This window comes from Gemmatimonas sp. (assembly GCF_027531815.1).
Classification (GTDB): Bacteria; Gemmatimonadota; Gemmatimonadetes; order Gemmatimonadales; family Gemmatimonadaceae; genus Gemmatimonas.
The window spans coordinates 665,604-685,375 of record NZ_JAPZSK010000006.1; the positions used below are offsets into that span (position 1 = coordinate 665,604).

Genomic DNA, 19,772 nt, shown 5'->3' on the forward strand with positions numbered 1-19,772 from the left:
CTGGGGCAGTCAGTACCCCACCGCCATCCCGTCCTTGCGCGGATCACTTCCCGCGCCCCACCCCTTGGGGAGCCGGACAATCGCCTGCGCGCCGCCGAACGCGATGGGGGGCTGCTCGAACAGCACGTGCCCCATGGCCTGCAGCGCCGTGCGCACGCCATCCGTGATGGGCGCTTCGAGTGCCACGCGGTACCCGTCGTAGTGGCGGAAACGCGGCGCATCGATGGCCGCCTGCAGATCCATGCCGAACACGAAGTGGTTGAGCAGGAACTGCACGTGCCCCTGCGCCTGCACACCGCCGCCCATGAGGCCGAAGCTCATGTACGCCTCGTCGCGCCCGTTCACCGTGCGCGTCACGAAGCCCGGAATGAGCGTGTGAAACGGACGCTTGCCGGGCGCCACGGTGTTGGGGCGCCCCGGCGTGAGGGTGAAGCCGGCGCCGCGATTGTGCAGCGCGAAGCCGGTGCCCGGCACCACCAGCCCCGAGCCGAAGTAGTCGTACACCGAGTTGATGAAGCTCACCAAGTTGCCGTCGGCGTCGGCCACCGACAGGTACACCGTTTCACTCTTCGTGCGCAGCGGCCCCGGATCCACCCGCTCCTTCGCACGCGCCGGATCCAGCAACGCCCGCCGCGCCGTGATGAATTCATCAGTCAACATCTGCTCGGCCGGCATGTCGAGATGATCCGCATCACCGACGAAGCGATCGAGATCGGCGTACGCCAGCTTCTTCGCTTCGATGAGATGGTGCAGGTAAGCCGGCGAGTTGTGCCCCATGGCCGCGAGATCGTAGGGCTCGAGAATGCGCAGCATCTCCAGCGCCGCGATGCCCTGGTTGCTGGGGGGCAGCTCCCACACGCGGTAGCCGCGGAAGGGCACCGACATGGGCGTCACCCACGTGGGGGCGTTGCGCCGCAGATCGTCGAGGGTCAGGAAACCACCGCGCGCCTGCAGATGCTGCACGAGCCGACGTCCCAGCGACCCGCCGTAGAACACCCCGATGCCGCTGTCGGCGATGGTCTGCATCGTGCGCGCGAGGTCACGATTGGTGAACCACTCGCCCGCCTTCGGCGCGCGTCCGCCGGGGAGATAGGTGGCCGCGGCCGCACTGTCGCGCGTGAGGAAGTCGGTTTCGTTGGCCCACTGGGCGGCAATGATGGGCGACACGGGAAAACCGTTGCGCGCATACGCGATGGCGGGCTGCAGCACCTGCTTGAGCGTGCGGCGGCCGTGCGTACGCAACAGCAGGTCCCAACCGGCCAGCGCGCCTGGCACCGTGACCGACATGGCCCCCTGCTGCGACCCGCTGCGAAAACCGCGCGCCGCGAGGGTGTCGCGCAGCATGCGGCTCCCGGCGCGCCCACTGGCGTTGATGGCAACCAGCTTCTGCTGCTTCGCCAGCCACACGATGGCGAACATGTCGCCGCCGATTCCCGTCATGTGCGGTTCGGTGACCCCTAGCACGGCCGCCGCAGCCACCGCGGCATCGACCGCGTTGCCTCCGGTGCGCAGCACCTCGAGGCCGGCCGCCGACGCGAGCGGCTGACTGGTGGCCACCATGCCGCGCGGGGCGTATACCGCGGAGCGACCAGCCAGCGTGGTGGGGCGCTGCGCCTGGGCAACGCCGGAGACGGTCCATGACGCAGCAGCGACCAAAGCAACGAGGTGGCGCACCGGCAACTCCGGAGAAGGGGGAGACCAACCGGTGACGAATATGCGGGTGGGACGCGCGGTTCGGCAGCTCAGAGATAATGGACTTGAAAGCAACCATTTGTTGCGTATACATAACCTTATGGTGCATATACGAACCACTTTATGACCATCACCCTGCACAACCGGGTCGCGCTGCTCCGGACCGCCCGCGGCGCCAGCCGACGTGATCTCGCCGAGTTCGTTGGGGTGAATCCCCAAACCATCGGCTTCATCGAACGCGGGGACTACGCCCCGTCGCTGGAGTTGGGGCTGCGCATCGCCGCCTACTTCGATGTGCCGGTGGAGCTGGTCTTCTCGCTCACCCCGTTCGAGCCGCTCGGCGTGGCCCTGCGCCGCGCTGGCGAGGCCGCGCGCTGACGCGCCGGCGGTTGCCCCTTTCCCCTCCACCGCAGGAGATGCCCGTGTCCACGCAGCCCACCACATCCGCCAGCACGCCGTCAGCCGTTGTTGGCGCCATGAACGCGCCCCAGCTCGAGTGGACCCGCAACCGCGCCACCCGCCGGAAGCTGGTGAGTGGCAGTGTGATGCTGAGCGTGATCACCGTGGGTACGCTCGCCACAGCCGGCCTGCTGGATCAGGCGAATAGGCGCGGCGCAGCGCTGGCCGCACTCGTTGCCACGGGCGTGTTGCTGCTGGGGTGGATCTTGCTCATCGGGTGCCTCAACGCCTCCGTGCGTGGCACTGCCGACCCCTACGTGGCACGGCTGCATGGGGGCCACGATGAGCGCCAGCGGCTGCTGCACGCAGACACGTATCGGCGCTGCTACTGGCCCATGTTGGGAGTACTCAGCCTGGCCACGCTCGCGGTGGTGGTGCTGCGACCAGGCGTGGTGCCGTCCCTCACCATCTTTCTGTCCGCCTATGTGGCGGCCGTAATGATGCCGCTCTGGACGCTCTCGTGGACGATGCCGGAGGAGCTGGTCGACGGCTGAACGGGGGCACACGAGGGGCGGGAGCACGCCCGCCGCGACTTCACGCGCCCCGCAGGCTCCGGCTGCGCTCGGTGGCGGCCAGCACGCCCTTGATCAGCGTCACGCGCAGCTTGCCGTCCTCGAGCGCCATCAGCCCGTCGATCGTGCATCCCGCTGGGGTGGTGACCTCATCCTTGAGCGCGGCGGGGTGCACGCCACGTTCCAGCACCATGCGCGAGGCGCCGGCGAGCGTCTGCGCCGCAAGCAGCGTGGCGGTTTCCCGCGGCAGACCGATTTTCACGCCGACTCTCCTGTGGTAGCCGTGGCCGTCCACCGCTACTGCAAGCTAGTCAGGACCGTTGGCGCGGAGGAATCGTGGTCGCGTTCGCCACAACGGTGTGCCCCGCTGCTGGGCGATGGCGTACCTCAGAGCCGCAGCACGCCGCGAAAGCCGCGTACGGCGTAGTACGACTGCGCGCCGTTGTGATAGATAAACACGCGTTCGTAGCGCCGGTCGCCGAAGAGGGCACCACCCAAGGCACGGATGGGGGCGGGCGTGGCCAGCCAGCTGGAGGTCTTGCGGTCGAAGGCCCCGACCTGCTGCAGTGCGCGATACTCGTCTTCCGTCATGAGCGCGACGCCCATGTCGGCCGCCATCTCCATCGCGCTCGAAGCGGGTGCCGCCTCCTTGCGTGTCGTGCGGGCCGGCCCATCGTAACAGAGACTGCGGCGCCCGATCGGGCTCTCCGCCGCGCAATCGCAGTACGCGAGCGCACCGTCCGGCAACACCACGACATCGGGCTCCCCGCCCGACGCCTCCATGCGCTGCACCGTGTCGAGCAGCGTCGGTTTCTTCATCAGCAGCGCCTCCACCGCCGTCCACGCCACACTGGCATGTCGCGCGGCGTGGGCGGTGAAACGGGCCTCGAGCAATTGCAGCAGGGCGCGGCGTTCGGCGGCAGTCACGACGAATGCGGGGCAGCGACTCGGCTAGGGTACGGGCCAGTGGGGCGCCGTTAGGGGTTCTTGCGATAGATGGTGCGCAGCTGCTGCCCCTCGCTCACCAGATCGAGCGCAATCTGCCGACCATCCCACGTGGCGTTGGTCGTGGCGCCGTCGGTCGCCCGCATGGCGATGGTGCCCACGTTCTGCGTCCACGTGCCCCGCACGGTGTCGGCGTAGGTGGACGCAAAGCCGGCCACCGTTTCCACGGTGGATTCGGCCAGCACGAACTGGCCGTCGGCCTGCAGTGCCAGCGTACTCCCCGCGAACACGAGACGGAAACCCGCTTCGTTGAAGAGGGTGAACGGCAACGGTTGCGCATTCACCGTGGTGAGCGCAAATGTACCGGCAGCCGGATCATTGGCGCTGGGCGGCTTGGGACCGGTGGCGCTGTCGCCGCACGCCACAAGCGTCACCAAGGCCGCCAGCGCCGACCATCGGGTGGCACCCTGCCGTAACGTCTGACGAGTGCCGCGCGTCCAACGAGTGTCTTCCACGCCCAATCCGATCATGATGCGTCCTCGTTCAGCAAATCCGATTCTGCGATCCGTAGTGCCGGTCCTGGTGTTGGCGGCGTGCGCGTCCGGCGATAGCGGTACATCGGACAACGTCGTCACCAACCCCGCCCCCACGCGCCCCGACACGCTCGACGTGTTCACGCCCGGCAACATCTTCTCGCCCACCAGTGCAGAGATACGCGTGGGGGGAACCATCCGCTGGCGCATCTCCGAATCACCCGATGGCCGCGGGCACAACGTGATCTTCTCGGGGAACGCCGCGGGGAAGCCGGCGGATATCCCCATCGTGAAGGGCGTGGTCGTTCCGCGCACCTTCACGCGCACCGGGACCTTCCCCTACACCTGCACCATCCACCCCGGCATGGATGGTGACGTGGTCGTGCGCTGATCCCGAGAGTTACCGGGTGACGCCGCGGAACGTTGGCCGCCACCCGGGGAAGATGTAGCCGAGGTTGTTGTTCTCGAGCCGACGCTGCACGATTTCCGCGAGTACATCGCGGTAGTCGAGCGTCACCCGGAGGTCGCGCCGATCCTCGAGCTGCGCGGCCTCGAGCCCCGGCCAGCCGTTGGTGAGCACGCGGCCACCGGCGATGCCCTTGCCCATGGCGAACATCACGGTGCCACGGCCGTGGTCGGTACCCTGGCTGCCGTTCTCAATGGCGTTGCGCCCGAACTCGGACACCGCGACCAGGGTGACCCGCTGCCCGGTGTTCATGACGTCGGTCCAGAAGGCCGTCATGGCCTGCGCGAAGCCGGTCATGAGCGTGGCCATCTGCCCCGCGTTGGGATCCTGCGCGGCATGTGTGTCCCAGCCACCAATGTCCACCGACGCCGCTTCGATACCAATGTCGGCCTTGATGAGCGCCGCCACCGAGCGCAACCCACGGCCGAACGACGTGTTGGGGTATACGGCGCCACCGGCCGGTGCATACGCGTTGATATTGAGGCGCGAGAGCAGGTCGATGGTCCCCACGGCGTCGAGCGCCGCGGCGCGCAGGGGATTCGCACTTCCCTCGTAGTTCGAACGCAGCATGGCCATGCGCGCCGTGCGCGTGGTGGCCGAACCGCCAATGCCGTAGTTCGCCGGGTCGGCAATGGGCAGCGTCTGCGGGGCGCCCACCAGCGACTTGGCCAAGCCCGATGAAATACCGATACCACGCAGCACCGGCGAGGGGTGCATGGGCGGAACCGAGGCGAGGTGGCGTCCCAGCCACCCGGTCGTGAGATCGGGGTCGACGGGCTTGCCCACTTCCATGAACCGCTGCGCGTCGAAGTGCGAGCGGTTGTTGTTGTTGATGTGCCCGGTCGCGTGCGTGATGAGCAGATCGCCCGCCTGGTACGGCGCGAGCATGGCGCGCATGGCCGGCGGGAAGGCGAAGCGGTTGTCCAGCGCGATGGCGCGGTTGGCCGCCATGGAATCGGGCGCTGGCGTGCGAATGGTGGGGCGAATGGCGTAGTACCGCGCCTCGGTGTGCGGAATCACCATGGCGAGACCATCCGTCGCCCCGCGCATGAACACCGACACCATGATGTCGCGCGTCGACGAGAAGTGATTCGACAACGTGACGCGCGGCAGCCACTCGGGGAACACCACGGCGGCGGCAGAGAGGGCCGTGGAACTGGCGAGGAACTGGCGGCGCGAGAGGTCGCGATACTCGGAGCAGCCGGTGTGGTGCGAATGATCGTGGTCGCTCATCGGGAGGCTCCGGGGTTCAAAACCACTGGAAGTCGTGACCGCACATCGCGAGCGACAGCGCTTCGCGCATGCGCGTCTCGTTGAAAGTGCCGCCGGTGAGGTACGCACGAAGCTGATCGCGGGTGGCCGGTGCCATCTCGCCACCGAACATCTCGGCGTTCAGACGATCGAGTGCCGCGTCGGGCGTGCCGGTGAGATACGGAGCCACGTTCACGCGCACCGTCGTCGCGGAATTGCTGCTGGCGAGCGAGGTGGCGTAGGACCAGCGCGGGGTGATGTTGCCCACCCAGTATTCCATGAGATCGGGGAAGCCATCGGGCGTGTCCCACAGGAACAGCGGCTGGCCGAGTGCCGTGACGCTGTTCACCGATCCCGAAATGTTCGCCACCACGGCCGACGTGCCACGCAGCGCCGACGCGACCAGGTGAAACGGGCGCTTGAGCTTGAGCGGCGCCTGCGCAAGCCACCCTTCGTTGAGCGTCGCGCGCACCATGCGCTTGATGTCGCCGCCGGTTGCCCGGTACGCGCCGGCCACAGCGTCGATCTGCTCCGTGGTCGGCTCCGGCGTGACGAACCACTTGAGCAGCTTCGTGGCGAGGAAGCGACCGGTGCTGGGGTGCTTGAGCAGCACATCGAGCATCAGCTCGCCCTCCTTCACGCCCTCCGCGCCGATACTCGGCGACGTGGCGGGAATGGTCGTGCCCAGCACCGTCTTCGCGCCAAAATCATGCCGTGAAGCGTTGAAGGCGAAATCCCCGGCGCCGGCAATGGTCCACCCCGTGAAAACGCGTGCCAACTCGTCCACATCCTGCTGGGTATAGCCACCATCAACGCCCAGTGTGTGCAGCTCCATGAGCTCACGCACGTAGTTCTGGTTGGGTGCCCCGGCGCGACTGAGATTCTGGTCGAGGTAGGCCAGCATGGCCGGGCTCTTCGCACTCGCCTTGAGCAGGTCGCTGAACTTGCCAAGCGCGTGCTTGCGGATGACCTCACGGTCATCGAGCACCTTGAGGTAGCCGACCTTCTCGATATCGATGCTGAAGTGGTCGGTCCAGAACTCCACCATGCGCTCGTACAGCTGCCGGCGCGAGAAGGTGGCTCGGTGCAGCGTGGCCGCCTGCAGCTCGGCGCGCAGGGTACCGGCGTTCACGTTCACCAGGTCGATGCCGTTTCGCGACAGGTTGGGCCAGCGCGCCGCCACCTCGGCGTCGACGGTGGAGTCGTCGATGCGCATCGTGACCTGGTCGTTGAGCCACCGCTGATAGCCCACGGCGCGCACATCGGCAATGTCTGCGGCGCGCGGTCCGTACGTGGCACGCCGCACGAGCCGCACACGCGCGTCGGCCCAGGGCGACGGCGGGGCTACGCGCGCCATGGCGGGGTCCCAATGTGCGCTTGCCGACGACGATGGCGATGACGCAGGCGATGACGCCGACGACGAGACGGGCGCGGCCGGTGGCTGCTCAGCCGGACGACGCTTCATCATGCGCAGGAAGTCGCGTCGCGACTCCGGCTTGGCCAGCTCCTGTGGTCCGACTTGCTGCATGTCGCCTCCGTGAACCGTGTCCCGCTGTCGACGTCGCTCCTGGCAAAACGTTAACGCCAGATCAGCCGGGAGTCACGTGATTGGTATCACCGCGGCGGACCGCGCCGTTACATATGCCTTGGTTTCCACGTCACGTGAAGTGGAATGGTACATCGCGCCGAGTGTCCTTTGCCCGGAGGGCCGGGTCCGCCACCCGCGCGGAGGGGACGCGTCACCGCAGGATCGCGCAACGGCGCCCCACGGCGCGCAACTGTAGACCACTGGTAGTGGGCGCTTTGCCCGGGAGATAGACTTTCCGCATGAGGCCGACTTTCCTGACCCATCCCCGCCCCCGTCCTGGCGCCGCTGGCCGGACGGCGTTCACGCTCATCGAGATCCTTGTCGTGATCGCCGTGATCGCCATTCTGGCGTCGCTGGTGGCACCGAATGTCTTCCAGCATGTGGGAACGGCCCGCACCACGACGGCCCGTTCACAACTCGAGATGCTCGCCACCGCGCTCGATGCTTATCGCCTCGACATGGGTCGGTACCCGTCCACCGAGCAGGGGCTCGCGGCGCTCGTGACCGCGCCCGCCGGCGACGTGGCGGCAACGTGGCGCGGGCCGTATCTGCGCCGCGCCGTGCCTGTGGACCCGTGGGGCGCGCCGTACGTGTATCTCGCGCCGGGAACCAGCAACCCCGACGGCTTCGATCTGCAGTCGTACGGCGCCGACCGCCGCCCGGGTGGCGACGGTGAGAACGCCGACATCCTCGGCTGGCAGTAGTCGGGCTCCCGCGCATGCCCGAGTTCTCCTTCGAAGCGGTCGATGCGCGCGGGACCCGCACCCGCGGGACCGAAAGCGCCGTCGATGCCGACGCGCTCGCCCGGGCACTCGAAGGTCGCGGGCTCTACCTGCTCGACATCACCGAGGACGCCGCCGCGCGCCCCGCACTGCTCGCCACGCGGCAACGACGCGACGTGCTGGAGTTCACGCGGGCCATGGCCGCGCTCCTGCCGGCCGGCTTGCCTTTGGCGCGTGCGCTCGAAAGTGCGACGGACCTCACCGGCGGGCACACCCGCCGCGCATTGTCCGAATGTCGCGCCACCGTCATCCGCGGGGAATCACTCGCCGAGGCGCTCGCCGCCTTTCCGTCGCTCTTCTCTCCCCTCTATGTCGGCGTTGTTCGCGCCGGCGAGCGACGCGGGGAAGTGGCCGAGGCGTTCGCGCAACTGGCCGCCCAATTGGAACGCCGCGAACAGCTGCGCGGGCGGCTCGTGTCTGCCCTGCTCTATCCAGCCCTGCTCGCCGTGGCGGGCGCCTTCGCGATTGGGGTGCTGCTCGTGGTGGTGCTCCCGCAGTTCACCACGCTGCTGGCCGATGCCGGCGCGGCCCTGCCGCGCAGCACGCAGCTGCTGGTGGCGGTTTCGGCGCTGGCCGTGCGCGGCTGGCCCGTGCTGTTGACACTCGGCGTGGGGGGAATCGTGACGCTGCTCTGGCTGCAGCGCAGCGAGGCGGGGCGGGGCACGCTGGCCCGACTGCTGCTGCGCCTTCCCGCCGTGGGCACGTTGCGGCGTCAGGTGCTGGCCGCGCGATTTGCCAGACTGCTGAGTGGCCTGCTTGGTGGCGGGGCGCCGCTCTATTCGGCAATGGGCGACGTCATCGACTCGCTCGACGATCCCGTAGCGCGCGAGGAGGCCACGGCCATTCGCGCGCGAGTCCGCGAAGGGCTCACGCTGCGCGCGGCCATCGAGGCCAGCCCGCTCTTCCCACCGGTGCTGTCGCAACTCGTCGGCGTGGGCGAGGAATCCTCCCGCCTGCGGGAGTTTCTCCTCAAGGCCGCCGACCTGCTCGACGAACGGGCCGAACGGGCGGCGCAGCGCACGGCCGCACTCATCGAACCCGCGATGATCGTGCTCTTCGGCGGGCTGGTGGCGCTGATCGCCTTCTCGCTGCTGCAAGCCATCTACAGCATCAACGCCGGGACCTTTGCGCGATGATGGAGAGGCGCGCCCGCCGCGGGTTCACGTTGCTCGAGGTGGCCGTGGTGCTCGCCATCACGGTCATCGGTAGCCTCCTCGTACTGCCACGATGGAACCGTCCCGTGGCGGTGGATGTCGCGGGCGCCGACGCCCTGCTCGATGACGACACGCCGGGGACGCTCCTCGCGCGCGCCCTTGTGACCGCGCGCGGGCACGCCATCGCCTGGCGACAGGTGGTGACGGTGCGGCTTGATGTGCCCAATCGCACCATGCGGGCCGACACCAGCGGCGCGGCCGGCAGTGGCGTGTGGTATGAAGTACCGCTGCCGCTGGCCGCCGGGGAATCGCTCGAACCGGGGGATCTGCTCACGAGCGTCACCTTTGATCCCTCCGGCGCGGCGTTCGGTCCGTCGCTGCGCGTTCGGCATGGAGAAGGGTGGGTAGCCGTGGACCTCGATGCCCTCAGCGGCGACGTGTCGCGCCGTGCGCGCTGACCAGCAGCGCCCCGTGCCAGCTGCGACACGCCGGCTGACCCGCCTGCGGCGCGGTCTGTCGCTGCTGGAAGCGGTGGCCGCCTTGGCCATTGTTGGCGCGACCAGTGCTGGGGTGCTGGCCGCAACGGGGGCGGGGCTTCGTACCGCCACGCGCGCGCGCCACGTCGTCGAAGCCGACGCGCTGGCGACCGAGGTCTACGCCAGACTGTCGCTCGCCAGCGACGCGGCACTGCGTGCTCTTCCGGACTCACTGGCCGGCGGACAGTTTCCCGCGCCCTTCACCGACTATGCGTGGCGCGCCACGGTGCGTCCGCACGGGGAATGGGCCGGCCTCATGACGGTGGACATCGAGGTGCAATGGCGCGACGGCGCCCATCGCCTATCCAGTGCGCTGTATCGCCGTGCGCCGGCTCCAGCTCCGGCGGAGGAAGGATCGTGACCGGTCGACGCGGGACGACCGTCCTCGAGCTGGTGGTGGCACTGGTCATCACCGCCGCCGTAGCCGCCGCAGGCGCGTCGGCGTTTCGACAGGTCGTTGATCGCCGAGTGACCGTCGTGGCGGCCACGCGCAGCACAGAGCGCGCGGCGGCTCTTCGGGCCACGTTGCGCGAGTGGATCGGTACGGCGTCGCTCGACACCCTGCTTGCGCCAGCGGGCGAGTTGCACGTCGTCACCAACGCGCGCACGCCTGCCGGTACCCCCGGCGCGCGGGTGCGGCTGTACATCGACCAGGATCCGGAGACGCCCGCGCGCGGACTGTGCGCCGCGATCCGCTCGCCCGCGAGCGATTCGCCGATCACGCAGGAACTCGACGGCACGATCACCGCGCTGCTGGTCGAGTATCTCGATCGCGCCACCGGACAATGGATGCGCGAACCGGCGCTGCTCGCCGGCCGGCCGCGGGCCGTGCGCCTCACCGTGCCGGGCGACGAGGCGCAGGCACCGCTCTGGCAGCTGCCGCTCACCCTGGTGGTGGACTCACTGCCGCTGTCGTGGGGGGCGTCGTGACCCGCTCCCAACCCGCGTGCCGCCCGGCGGGCCCGATGGGCCGGCACTCGCGTCGCCCGCGGCGTGGCCTCGCGCTGCTGGCGGCGCTCTGGCTGGTGGTCATGATCACCACCGCCGGGTTGCAGTTCGCGGCCATCTCGCGCGAGCGGCGCCACCTGGCGCTGTCGGCGGTGGATCGCGGACGGGATCAGGCCGCGCTGGAGGGCGCGCTGGCCACCGTGCAGGCGCGTCTCGAGAGCGCCCTGCGAACGCCGACCGGGCCGGCCAGCAGACGCAGCGCCGGGCGGCGAATCACCGCCGGCCCCTCACGCGTCGACCCGTGGCGCGCGCTCGACGCGCAGCTCGGCGACGGCGTACGCGTGGGCGACGTCCTCGTGGCCGTGCGCAGTACCGATCTGGGAACTGTCCTGAACGTGAATCTCGCCGGCGAGCGTGAGCTGGGGGTGCTGTTCGGTACGCTGCTGCGCGACGATCTGCTCGCCGACCGTCTCGCCCGACGCATCGCCGACTGGCGCGACGCCGACACGCTGTCGCGGGCCAACGGGGCCGAAGCCGCCGAGTATCGCCGGGCCCAGCGCAGTGTCGTGCCCACGAATGGTCCGTTCCGTGCCCTCGACGACCTTCGCGACGTCCTTGGCATGACGCCGGAGATTCTCGCCACCATCCGTCCGTTCCTGACCGTGGACGGGGCCAACGTGCGCGTCAACCTGAACGCTGCACCGGAGCCGATCCTGCGTACATTGCCCGGTATGTCACCGCCGGTCCTCGCCACCATACTCGCGCTCCGCAGCGCCGGACGCCGGGTGGAATCCATTCCCGCGCTGGCCGGCGGGACGCGCGGGCCGCAACCTGGCAACGACGCGGCGGCGGGGGCGTATCAGGCACTGGTACGTGATCTCACCGAGCGCTCGCTGCTCGACACCCGCGAGGTCGCGCTCGAATTCGCAGTCGTGGGAGAACCCGGACCGCCGACACCCGGCATGGTGGTGGTGCTGCGCCGCTTCGATGACGGCACGACCGACGTGCGGTGGAGGCGATGATGCGCCCGGGCACGCAAGCGACGCTTGGCGTGGCGCTGTCCGCCACCGACATCGTGATCGCCGACGCGCGAGGCACCGAGGTTCTCCGCGCTTCACTGGAGGCCCCGGTGGGCGATCGCTGGCCGGCGCTGCAGGGGGCGCTGCAGGAGGCGCTGCAGCAGTTCCGCGCGCGTCACGGCGGCGCGTCACTCCTGCTGCGCGTGGCGCTGCTGCCGCCGCTCGCCGAGGTGCGCATGGTCCCCTTGCCTCCGCTCGATGAAGCGGACGCGCGGCGATTGCTCGGGCGCGCCGCGGGCAGGCACTTTCTGGAGGCACGCGAGGCGCCGGTGATTGGCGTGGCGCCGGCACGCAGCGGCGGGGCAGCCGCGCAGCCGGGCACGCTGGTCGATCGACTGGCCGCCGCCGTCGCCACCCCCGTGCTTGCTCGGGTACGACAGGCCGCACTTGCCGCCGGCTGCGCGCTCGAGGTGGTCGTGCCCGCCGTCACCGCGTGGAGCCGCGGCGTGTCACCGACGCAGCGTGGACTGTTGGTGTCGTACGCCGGACAGCAGGAACTCATCGAAGTGCACGCCGGTGCGCCATGTGCACTGCGCCGCTTTCGCGAGGCGGGCGACGAGCCGGCACGCGCGGAGGCCGTGCGCGCCGTGGGTCCGGTGGCAACGGTGAGTGATCCGCTGTTGACCGCAGCGAAGGCGATGGCGGCGGCGACCACACGCGGCCCGTGGCCCCTGAGCTTCGACCTGGCGGATCGCGCCGCCAACGCTGCCACGCCGGATACGCCACGGTGGGTGGCGCCGGTCGTCATCATGGCGGCGCTCGCCGCCGTGGCCGCACTCGGCCTCGAGTGGCGTGCGCGGGGAACGCTCGACCAGCTCCGCGCCGAGCGTGCGGCACTGGAGCCGCAGTTGGCGCGCACGGCGCCGCAGCGACTGCATCGGGACCGCGTACGCGTGCTGCGCGCGGTCGATGCCACCACGTCGCAGACCGTGTCCAGTCGGCTCGCGGCGGTGAGCACGGCGCTTCCGGATGCCGCGTACCTCACACGCGTTCGCGTGCGCGGCGACAGCATGACACTCGAAGGACGGGCGGTACGCGCCGGTGCCGTGTGGGCAGCGCTCTCCGGCGCGTCAGCCGTCGGCACACTCACCGCCACATCGCCGGTGCGTCGCGAAACCGCGGTGGATGGGGTGCCACTCGACCGCTTTGCCTTCACCCTCTCCGGCGCGGGGAAGCCATGAGCCGGTGGCTCGCCCTCGCGCCCCGTGATCGGCGTGCGCTGCTGCTGGGTGGCGCCGTGGCGCTTGTGGCGGTGGTCCTCTCACTCATCGTGCGGCCATCGCTCGGGCGGCGTGCGCTGCTGGCCGACCAGAGGGACGCCGAGCAGTCGCTGCTGACGCGTGAACGGGCCGCCCTGGCAACAGCTAACGATAGCGGTACGATGCGTGTCGGCGGCGCCGCGGCCGCGGCCGCGGACGACCCCATGTCGCGCCTCTTCGTGGGCAGCGACGACATTGCCGCGTCGGCGGCCTTTGCTGAGCATGTGGAGGCGCTGGCCACCACGCACGATGTGTGGCTGCAACTCGTTTCCAATCGCGCGGCGGCGCCGGCCGAGGCGCAGTTGCGCACGCTGCGAGTCGACATTCGCGCGGAGAGCGACGTGGCCGGCGTGCTTGGGTTTCTCGAGGCGCTCGAGCACGGGCCGCGCCTGGTGCGCGTGGAGCAGTTGGAACTCGCGCCCGGCAGCGGCGCCGACGACGACGGCACGGCCCCGCTGCTCCTCACGGCGACACTCACGGCATTCGCGGTAACGTCGGCGGTACCATCGGCCACCTCGCTGGACGCGACGTCCGCGGCGCCGTTCCGTACGCCGGTCGTGGATGCCCTGGCGGTGCTCGCGCGCGACCCGTTCTCCCCCGAACGCCGCGCCCCGGATGTCCGCTATCAGCCCCCACGCGCCGATGCCGAATACGTCGAGCGGGGCGCCGACGCCGCCTTGCCGATCGACGAGCCCGTGTCGATGACGATGCCGGTGGTGCACGGCACCGCCGCTGATGCCAGTGGCGCGGCGTTCGCCATGTGTGCACTCGGTGACGGACCGGTCGTGGTGCTGCGCGCTGGTGATAGCCTGGGTCCGTTCACGGTGCTCTCCATCGAACGGGCGCGCGTGCAGTTTCGTGATGCGTCAGGACGACGACACTTGATCGAGGCCATAGCCTCCCCTGAGGGAACCGTACGATGACTGCTGCGCCACTCGTTCACCCTCTCCGACGGCGTGGAGCCGCGACCCGTGCGCGCATGGGCGTGGCGGCGTGTGCCGTTGCGTGGAGTCTCGCCCTGCCCGGGGTGGGGCAGGCACAGCGCGGCAGCGGGCGCGACACCGCCATCGTGCGCAAGGCGCCGGACGGCGTGGTGCTCGACTTCGTGGAGCAGGAGGTGTCGGTGGTGCTGCGCGCCATTGCCGAAGCGGCCGGGCTGAGCGTGACGCTCAGCAACATGCCCGACGAGCGCGTCACCCTCCGCCTGCAGACACCGCTCACGCGCGAAGCCGCCCTCGACGCCATGCGTGCAGTGGCGGCCGGCCACGACATCACCATGCAGGAGGGCAGCGCGGTCGTGCGTTTCGTTGGGGCGCCGCGGGTGATCCCCGGTGCACGCGCTGCCGAGCGCACCCTCAACCTGTATACACTGCGGTTGCGCCACACCACGGCGGCCGCCATTGCTCCGCTGCTCATGAACGTGCTGACCGGCAGCGGCAGCACCGGCGGGGGCGGTCGCAACGCCTCGTCGGCCATCGGGCGCATTCAAGGGGTACAGCGTGGCGCCGGCGGCGTGCCCCCCGCGGCCCCGGCCGACAACACCGGCAGCATGGGCCGAACGGGAGGCGTCGACACGGGCGTACCCGTGGCGCTGCGCGATGCCAGCGGGGCGGTGTTCGGTCAGCAGGTCGCCGTCGGCTCTGGAAGCGCGTCCTTCTCCGATATCCGCATTGTCGCCGATGATGCCACCAACTCGCTGGTGGTGCGCGCCACCCCCGAGGATTTCCAGGCGGTGCAGCAGCTCGTGCAGACGCTGGACCTGCGGCCGTTGCAGGTACTCATCGAGGTCACCATCGCGCAGGTCGAGCGCAGCGGTGACCTGTCGCTGGGCGTCTCCGGTGTGGCTTCGAATACCCGCGGGCGCGCCGCCGGCGACACGCTGGGACGCCTCCCCCTCGCGGGCACGCCGCGCGACTTCGTGGCGATGATCACCGGTGGGCGTGGCACGGTAAACTTCGATCTCGCGATCAATGCGCTGCAGACGCGCGGCAACGTCCGCCTGCTCGCGCTGCCGGTGCTCATTGCGCAGAACAATCGCGAGGCGGTGCTCAACGTGGGCTCGAGCGTGCCCTTCGTGCAGGTCTCCCAGCAGGGAGGCTTCGATCCGCGCGCACTCGTCCAGACGGTGCAGTACCTGCCGGTGGGCAAGCAGCTCACCATCACCCCCACCATCAACGCCGATGGGTACGTGAACATGGAGGTGGTGCAGACCAATGACGACGTCTCCAGCAACCTGCTCTTCAACGCCCCCATCATCAATCAACGCCAGGCGCAGACGGCCGTGTTCGTGCGCAGCGGTCAGACGACCGTCATTGGCGGACTCTCCGACAATACGGAGGACGTGTCCAGCTCGGGCATTCCGTTCCTGAGTCGCATCCCCTTCCTGGGGTCGCTCTTCGGCAACACCAAGCGCAGCACCCGCACCACCGAGCTGTTCCTCTTCCTCACGCCGCACATCGTGTCGAGCGACGAGGACGTGGACCGGTTGCGCGAGCAGGTGCGCAACGGGACGCCGCTGCTCAAGGATGTGCCCGTGGAGGGACGCCTCAAGCCGCGTCCCGATTCCTCGGCCGTGCGCCCCCCTGGAATGCCGGAGTCGCCGCGGTGACGTTGCCGGGCGCCGGACCCGTGGTGGCCGCACGCGAGCTGCGGCCGGCAGCGGAACTCGATGCCGTGCGTCGCGTGGGGGCGCCGTTGCCCGCCGAGTGGCTGGAGCAGCACGGCGTGCTCCCGCTGCGCCTCGACGATGAGGCGCTGCAGGTGGGGACGTGGCTCGAGACGCCCGCCCCCCTGGTGCTCGACGAGCTGCGCCTGCGCTTTGGTGCGTCGATCACCCTGCTCCGCTACGAGGAGGCACCGCTGCGCAGCGCCATCCGCCGGGTGTACGCGCAGGAATCGAGCACCGCGGAGGGGGTCATTGCGGGGCTCGGCGGTCCGGCGGCCAACGGCCGTGGTGCGGAACTGGCCCTCGACGATCTCGTGCACCTGGCCAACGAAGCTCCGGTGGTGCGCCTGGTGAACCTGCTCATTCTGGAGGCGCTCGACGCGCGCGCCTCCGACGTGCACCTGGAGGCGTTCGCCGACGGGCTGCGCGTGCGCTATCGCGTGGACGGCGTGCTGCAGCCCGCGCCGTCGCCGCCGGCCCAGCTCACAGCCGCCGTGATCAGCCGTCTCAAGATCATGGCGGAGCTGGACATCGCCGAGCGTCGGCTGCCGCAGGACGGGCGCATCCGGCTGCGGTTGCAGGATCGCACGGTCGATGTGCGCGTGGCCACGGCCCCCACATTGCACGGGGAGAGTGTCGTGCTGCGCCTGCTCGATCGCGAGCGCGGCCGGCGTTCGCTCGCCGACATGGGTATGGGCGGTGACACGCTGGCCCGTTTCTCCAGCATCATTGGGCGCACCCACGGCATCGTGCTCGTCACCGGCCCCACCGGCTCGGGCAAGACCACGACGCTGTACGGCGCCATCGATGTGTTGCGCACGGGCCGCGAGAAGATCGTCACGGTGGAAGATCCCATCGAGTACGAGTTGCCCGGTGTGCCGCAGGTGCCGGTGAACGACAAGGTGGGGGTGACCTTTGCGTCCACGTTGCGCGCGCTGCTGCGGCAGGATCCGGACATCTTGCTCGTGGGAGAAATCCGGGACGCGGAGACGGCGCAGGTGGCCACGCAGGCGGCCCTCACCGGCCACCTCGTGCTCAGCACGCTGCACACCAACGACGCGCCCAGTGCCATTACGCGCCTGCTCGACCTGGGCGTGGCGCCTTATCTGGTGGCCAGCACCGTGGAGGCCGTGCTCGCACAGCGATTGGTGCGGGTACTCTGTCCTCACTGTCGTCGCGAGGCCGACCCCGAGCCGGCCCAGGTGCAGCGGCTGGGGCCACTCGCGTTGCCGCTCACGCGGGTCTGGCGTGCGGTCGGGTGCCCCCAGTGCCGTGATACCGGCTATCGCGGCCGTCAGGGCGTCTTCGAGCTGCTGGTAATGAGCGAGCCGCTGCGGGAACTCACGCAGGTGCCTGCGAGTGGTGAGCAGGTGCGCGCGGTGGCGCTGCAGGAAGGCATGCACACGCTGCGCGACGATGGCATACGCCTCGTGCGTGCCGGCGTCACCTCGCTCGAGGAAGTGCTGCGCGTCACGTCGGGCTGAGCGAACGGAGAGACGTTGCGCGCGTGCGCTGGCGTGACGCCGCGCGCACCAACCGTCACGACGTCGGCGCAGCACGACACGCTGTGTGACCTGTCGCACAGTGCGACGTTGCGGGCGGTGCACGGAATCGTGAGCATGACGCGAGTGGTATGCCCGTGTCTGCTTCCTTCACAATTCCCATGTCCTCACCCTTGCGCGCTGCGTGGCGAACGAGCCGGTGGCTGCTGCTCATCAGTGTGGCGGCGTCTGCGCTTCCGTCGCAGTCATCGCCCCGCCCTGCAGTCGTCCCGGCGGCATCTCCTGCGAAGGCCCCCGCGAACACTGCGACGAGCGCTCCTGCGAAAGCACCTGCCGCAGCGCCAGCGGTCGCTCCGTCCTCTCCCACCTCGGCACCCGTATCGGCGCCCACCGAGCCCACAGTGCGCGGCGCGATCGCGCACCTCGCCACCAAGCACGGAGCGTGGATGTCGATCGGAGGCAGTCGCGGTGGCGCCGACCTCTTTTGCGACGTGTGCACGCAGGATCCCACGTATGGATGGGGGCTGCACGCAAGTGCCGGACTCCGGCTCGCGCCATCCTTGCTGCTGGGGGTCGAAACCGTCGGATGGTTCGACGTGTTCGGCGAGGCGGATCGCACCGTGCGCAGCACCACCGTGCTGCTGCGCAGCTATGCGTTCGGCCGCACGCGTCCGTTTCTCCAGGGCGGCGCCGGCGTGGCGCGCTATCGCGTGAGCGACGGCAACGCGGGGTTCCGCACCCAGTCGCCGGCACTCACGGTTGGCATTGGTCACGATTGGCGCATCGGCTCGGCAACGGTCACGCCCCATCTCGACGCGATCGTGTCGGTGGGCGGCGAGTTGCAGAGCGCACGCACCGACAATGCCATCGACCCCAACGCGCGCCTGGCGCTCATTCGCACGGGGTTCGCGCTATCGTGGTTTCGCTGATCACTTCCGGAGAACATCGTATGCGCACAGCCTTTGTTTATCGCCCCGCGCTTGCGGGGCTGCTGATCGTGGCCACCTTGGCGGCGTGCAGCGGCGCCGCCGACGCCCCCACGCAACCGTCAGCCGACGCGATTGCCGCGGCTGCCCCGAGCCGGGCCTTCGGCATTTGGACACCGGGGCGCGGCGATACCTGTTCCGCCGACGTGCATAATCGCTACGCGACGCTGGGACCCGACGGCAAGAAGTACCCCACGTGGCATCCACCAACGGATCCCGTCACCGGTTGTTCCTTCGGTCATGAGCACGGCCGAGATCCCCGCGGCTCCGCCCTGTATCGGGAGGTGGGCGATCTCCCCTTCGGCTATGCCAACGAGCAGCTCGACCTCGCCGGTCTCGGGATGCAGCGGCACGAGGATCATGTGGGGCACAAGATCGAATGGGAGAACGATCTGCGCATCCGCCCCGGCGGCAGCGGCGGCGTGCTGGAGGTGACCTGTGACGTGATGGCGAAGCTGCACCAGGGCACGCACTCGCGTGACGCGTTCACCAACAACCTGCACGAACTCAACTATCACATCCGGTGCAACGATCGCACCGAGATGCACATCACCATGCTCAGCGCCATCGGGCGCGCCGGGGAGTTCCAGAGCACCTGCGGCGGCACCATCGCCGCCGGCGTCGGCAGTCCGGCCAACGCGCCGGCGGGGGGCGGACACCGCCGCATTCCGGACGCCGCGTGCATCCTGAATCGCATCCTCGTCGATCCGACGCGCAGCTCCGACTTCGGCAGCCTGCACGAGAGCTGGGAGACGTCCAACGAGATCAAGTCGGCCAACGGCAAACGGCTGGCGTTCTTCAATCCGTACTTTCAGGTGTTCCGGCCGAGTCGTTTCTTCGATCCCCTCAATCCCACCGTGGTGGGACGTCCGGTCGCCCTATGCGCGACCGTCATGGGCGATCGCCGGGCGCGCAGTCGCGAGTGCGATGGGCTTACGAGCACCGCCAACGGCACCCTGCTCAGCGTGGACTTCGACGACAGCCGGTCGGCGTTCAACGGTGCCCGCCGCCAGGTGGACATCAACGACAACGTGATCAGCAACGGCGGCGGGGCCACGGAGTGGTACACCGACCCCTTCGGCCGCAACGGCCGCCCCACTCCGTTTCCCGGCAGCATCAAGCAGTTCATCGCCGCGATCGACAACAACTACGGCGTGGGCGTGAACGGGCCGGTGATCGGTGGGAACCGGGTGTACAGCGGCGCGGGGACACGGGCGCCGAACTGAGCGGAGATGCCGCACCGGTGGCCGAAACGCGCAGCAATCCGAACTTCCCCCCAGGCTAGGCTGCTGGCGCCGCGCGCCACCGAACGCGTGTCGCCGGCTCCACCCCCCAGTTGCCCCGGCAGCTGGGGGCGTGCTGTTCGTACGGAGCGCCGGCCCCGGAAATGGCTGCCGGCGCCATTCACCGACCCG

General features: G+C 69.5%; 20 protein-coding genes and 1 pseudogene. 15 read left to right on the forward strand and 6 right to left on the reverse strand.

The window, feature by feature from the left end; all coding sequences use genetic code 11:
- Positions 1-9: 9 nt before the first annotated feature.
- Complete coding sequence (gene ggt / locus O9271_RS10330; RefSeq protein WP_298269122.1) at positions 10-1,674, reverse strand: gamma-glutamyltransferase; 1,665 nt, start codon at positions 1,672-1,674, stop codon at positions 10-12.
- A gap of 141 nt (positions 1,675-1,815) precedes the next feature.
- Here ggt and O9271_RS10335 point away from each other — a divergent pair, with 141 nt between their 5' ends.
- Together O9271_RS10335 and O9271_RS10340 are read left to right on the forward strand one after the other, a co-directional pair.
- On the forward strand, positions 1,816-2,070 hold the full coding sequence (locus O9271_RS10335) for a helix-turn-helix transcriptional regulator (protein ID WP_298269125.1): 255 nt from the start codon (positions 1,816-1,818) through the stop codon (positions 2,068-2,070).
- A 44-nt stretch (positions 2,071-2,114) separates the two neighbouring features.
- Positions 2,115-2,645, forward strand: coding sequence for a hypothetical protein (locus O9271_RS10340; RefSeq protein ID WP_298269127.1), 531 nt, complete (start codon positions 2,115-2,117; stop codon positions 2,643-2,645).
- 40 nt (positions 2,646-2,685) lie between these two features.
- On the opposite strand, the pseudogene O9271_RS10345 reads toward O9271_RS10340, so the two are convergent.
- The 3 genes and pseudogenes from O9271_RS10345 to O9271_RS10355 form a co-directional block, all read right to left on the reverse strand.
- Positions 2,686-2,928 (reverse strand): annotated as a pseudogene (locus O9271_RS10345) (pyrroline-5-carboxylate reductase dimerization domain-containing protein); the annotation flags it as partial.
- Positions 2,929-3,050: 122 nt separating this feature from the next.
- Entirely contained in the window at positions 3,051-3,590 is a 540-nt protein-coding gene (locus O9271_RS10350) for a DUF4256 domain-containing protein (protein ID WP_298269131.1), read from the reverse strand.
- A gap of 50 nt (positions 3,591-3,640) precedes the next feature.
- Positions 3,641-4,123, reverse strand: a complete 483-nt coding sequence (locus tag O9271_RS10355) for a hypothetical protein (protein ID WP_298269133.1) — start codon at positions 4,121-4,123, stop codon at positions 3,641-3,643.
- Positions 4,124-4,136: 13 nt separating this feature from the next.
- Here O9271_RS10355 and O9271_RS10360 point away from each other — a divergent pair, with 13 nt between their 5' ends.
- Positions 4,137-4,532, forward strand: coding sequence for a plastocyanin/azurin family copper-binding protein (locus O9271_RS10360; RefSeq protein WP_298269136.1), 396 nt, complete (start codon positions 4,137-4,139; stop codon positions 4,530-4,532).
- Positions 4,533-4,541: 9 nt separating this feature from the next.
- On the opposite strand, the gene O9271_RS10365 is transcribed toward O9271_RS10360, so the two are convergent.
- Both O9271_RS10365 and O9271_RS10370 read right to left on the reverse strand, forming a co-directional pair.
- A complete protein-coding gene (locus tag O9271_RS10365) occupies positions 4,542-5,840 on the reverse strand; it encodes a DUF1501 domain-containing protein (RefSeq protein ID WP_298269138.1) in 1,299 nt (432 codons plus the stop codon).
- A gap of 16 nt (positions 5,841-5,856) precedes the next feature.
- Complete coding sequence (locus tag O9271_RS10370; RefSeq protein ID WP_298269140.1) at positions 5,857-7,386, reverse strand: DUF1800 domain-containing protein; 1,530 nt, start codon at positions 7,384-7,386, stop codon at positions 5,857-5,859.
- A gap of 299 nt (positions 7,387-7,685) precedes the next feature.
- On the opposite strand from O9271_RS10370, the gene gspG reads away from it, so the two are divergent.
- From gspG to O9271_RS10430, 12 genes are all read left to right on the forward strand, one after another.
- A complete protein-coding gene (gene gspG / locus O9271_RS10375; protein WP_298269142.1) occupies positions 7,686-8,150 on the forward strand; it encodes a type II secretion system major pseudopilin GspG in 465 nt (154 codons plus the stop codon).
- 14 nt (positions 8,151-8,164) lie between these two features.
- Positions 8,165-9,364, forward strand: coding sequence for a type II secretion system F family protein (locus O9271_RS10380; RefSeq protein ID WP_298269144.1), 1,200 nt, complete (start codon positions 8,165-8,167; stop codon positions 9,362-9,364).
- Positions 9,361-9,840: a type II secretion system protein gene (locus O9271_RS10385; RefSeq protein WP_298269146.1), complete on the forward strand. Its 480-nt coding sequence runs from the start codon at positions 9,361-9,363 to the stop codon at positions 9,838-9,840. Before O9271_RS10380 ends, O9271_RS10385 begins: the two co-directional genes overlap by 4 nt.
- A 13-nt stretch (positions 9,841-9,853) precedes the next feature.
- Positions 9,854-10,279: a hypothetical protein gene (locus O9271_RS10390; RefSeq protein WP_298269148.1), complete on the forward strand. Its 426-nt coding sequence runs from the start codon at positions 9,854-9,856 to the stop codon at positions 10,277-10,279.
- Positions 10,276-10,848, forward strand: a complete 573-nt coding sequence (locus O9271_RS10395) for a hypothetical protein (RefSeq protein WP_298269151.1) — start codon at positions 10,276-10,278, stop codon at positions 10,846-10,848. The genes O9271_RS10390 and O9271_RS10395 overlap by 4 nt, the downstream gene beginning before the upstream one ends.
- A gap of 35 nt (positions 10,849-10,883) precedes the next feature.
- The gene (locus tag O9271_RS10400) at positions 10,884-11,888 is read left to right on the forward strand and encodes a type II secretion system protein GspK (RefSeq protein WP_298269153.1); all 1,005 of its coding nucleotides are present in this window, start codon (positions 10,884-10,886) and stop codon (positions 11,886-11,888) included.
- Complete coding sequence (locus O9271_RS10405) at positions 11,885-13,126, forward strand: hypothetical protein (RefSeq protein ID WP_298269155.1); 1,242 nt, start codon at positions 11,885-11,887, stop codon at positions 13,124-13,126. Before O9271_RS10400 ends, O9271_RS10405 begins: the two co-directional genes overlap by 4 nt.
- Positions 13,123-14,127: a type II secretion system protein GspM gene (gene gspM, locus O9271_RS10410; protein WP_298269157.1), complete on the forward strand. Its 1,005-nt coding sequence runs from the start codon at positions 13,123-13,125 to the stop codon at positions 14,125-14,127. Before O9271_RS10405 ends, gspM begins: the two co-directional genes overlap by 4 nt.
- Entirely contained in the window at positions 14,124-15,812 is a 1,689-nt protein-coding gene (locus O9271_RS10415; protein ID WP_298269159.1) for a secretin N-terminal domain-containing protein, read from the forward strand. Before gspM ends, O9271_RS10415 begins: the two co-directional genes overlap by 4 nt.
- Positions 15,809-17,353: an ATPase, T2SS/T4P/T4SS family gene (locus O9271_RS10420; RefSeq protein ID WP_298269161.1), complete on the forward strand. Its 1,545-nt coding sequence runs from the start codon at positions 15,809-15,811 to the stop codon at positions 17,351-17,353. Before O9271_RS10415 ends, O9271_RS10420 begins: the two co-directional genes overlap by 4 nt.
- 464 nt (positions 17,354-17,817) lie before the next feature.
- Complete coding sequence (locus tag O9271_RS10425) at positions 17,818-18,300, forward strand: hypothetical protein (protein ID WP_298269163.1); 483 nt, start codon at positions 17,818-17,820, stop codon at positions 18,298-18,300.
- A 20-nt stretch (positions 18,301-18,320) separates the two neighbouring features.
- On the forward strand, positions 18,321-19,583 hold the full coding sequence (locus O9271_RS10430; RefSeq protein ID WP_298269165.1) for a hypothetical protein: 1,263 nt from the start codon (positions 18,321-18,323) through the stop codon (positions 19,581-19,583).
- Positions 19,584-19,772 lie beyond the last annotated feature (189 nt).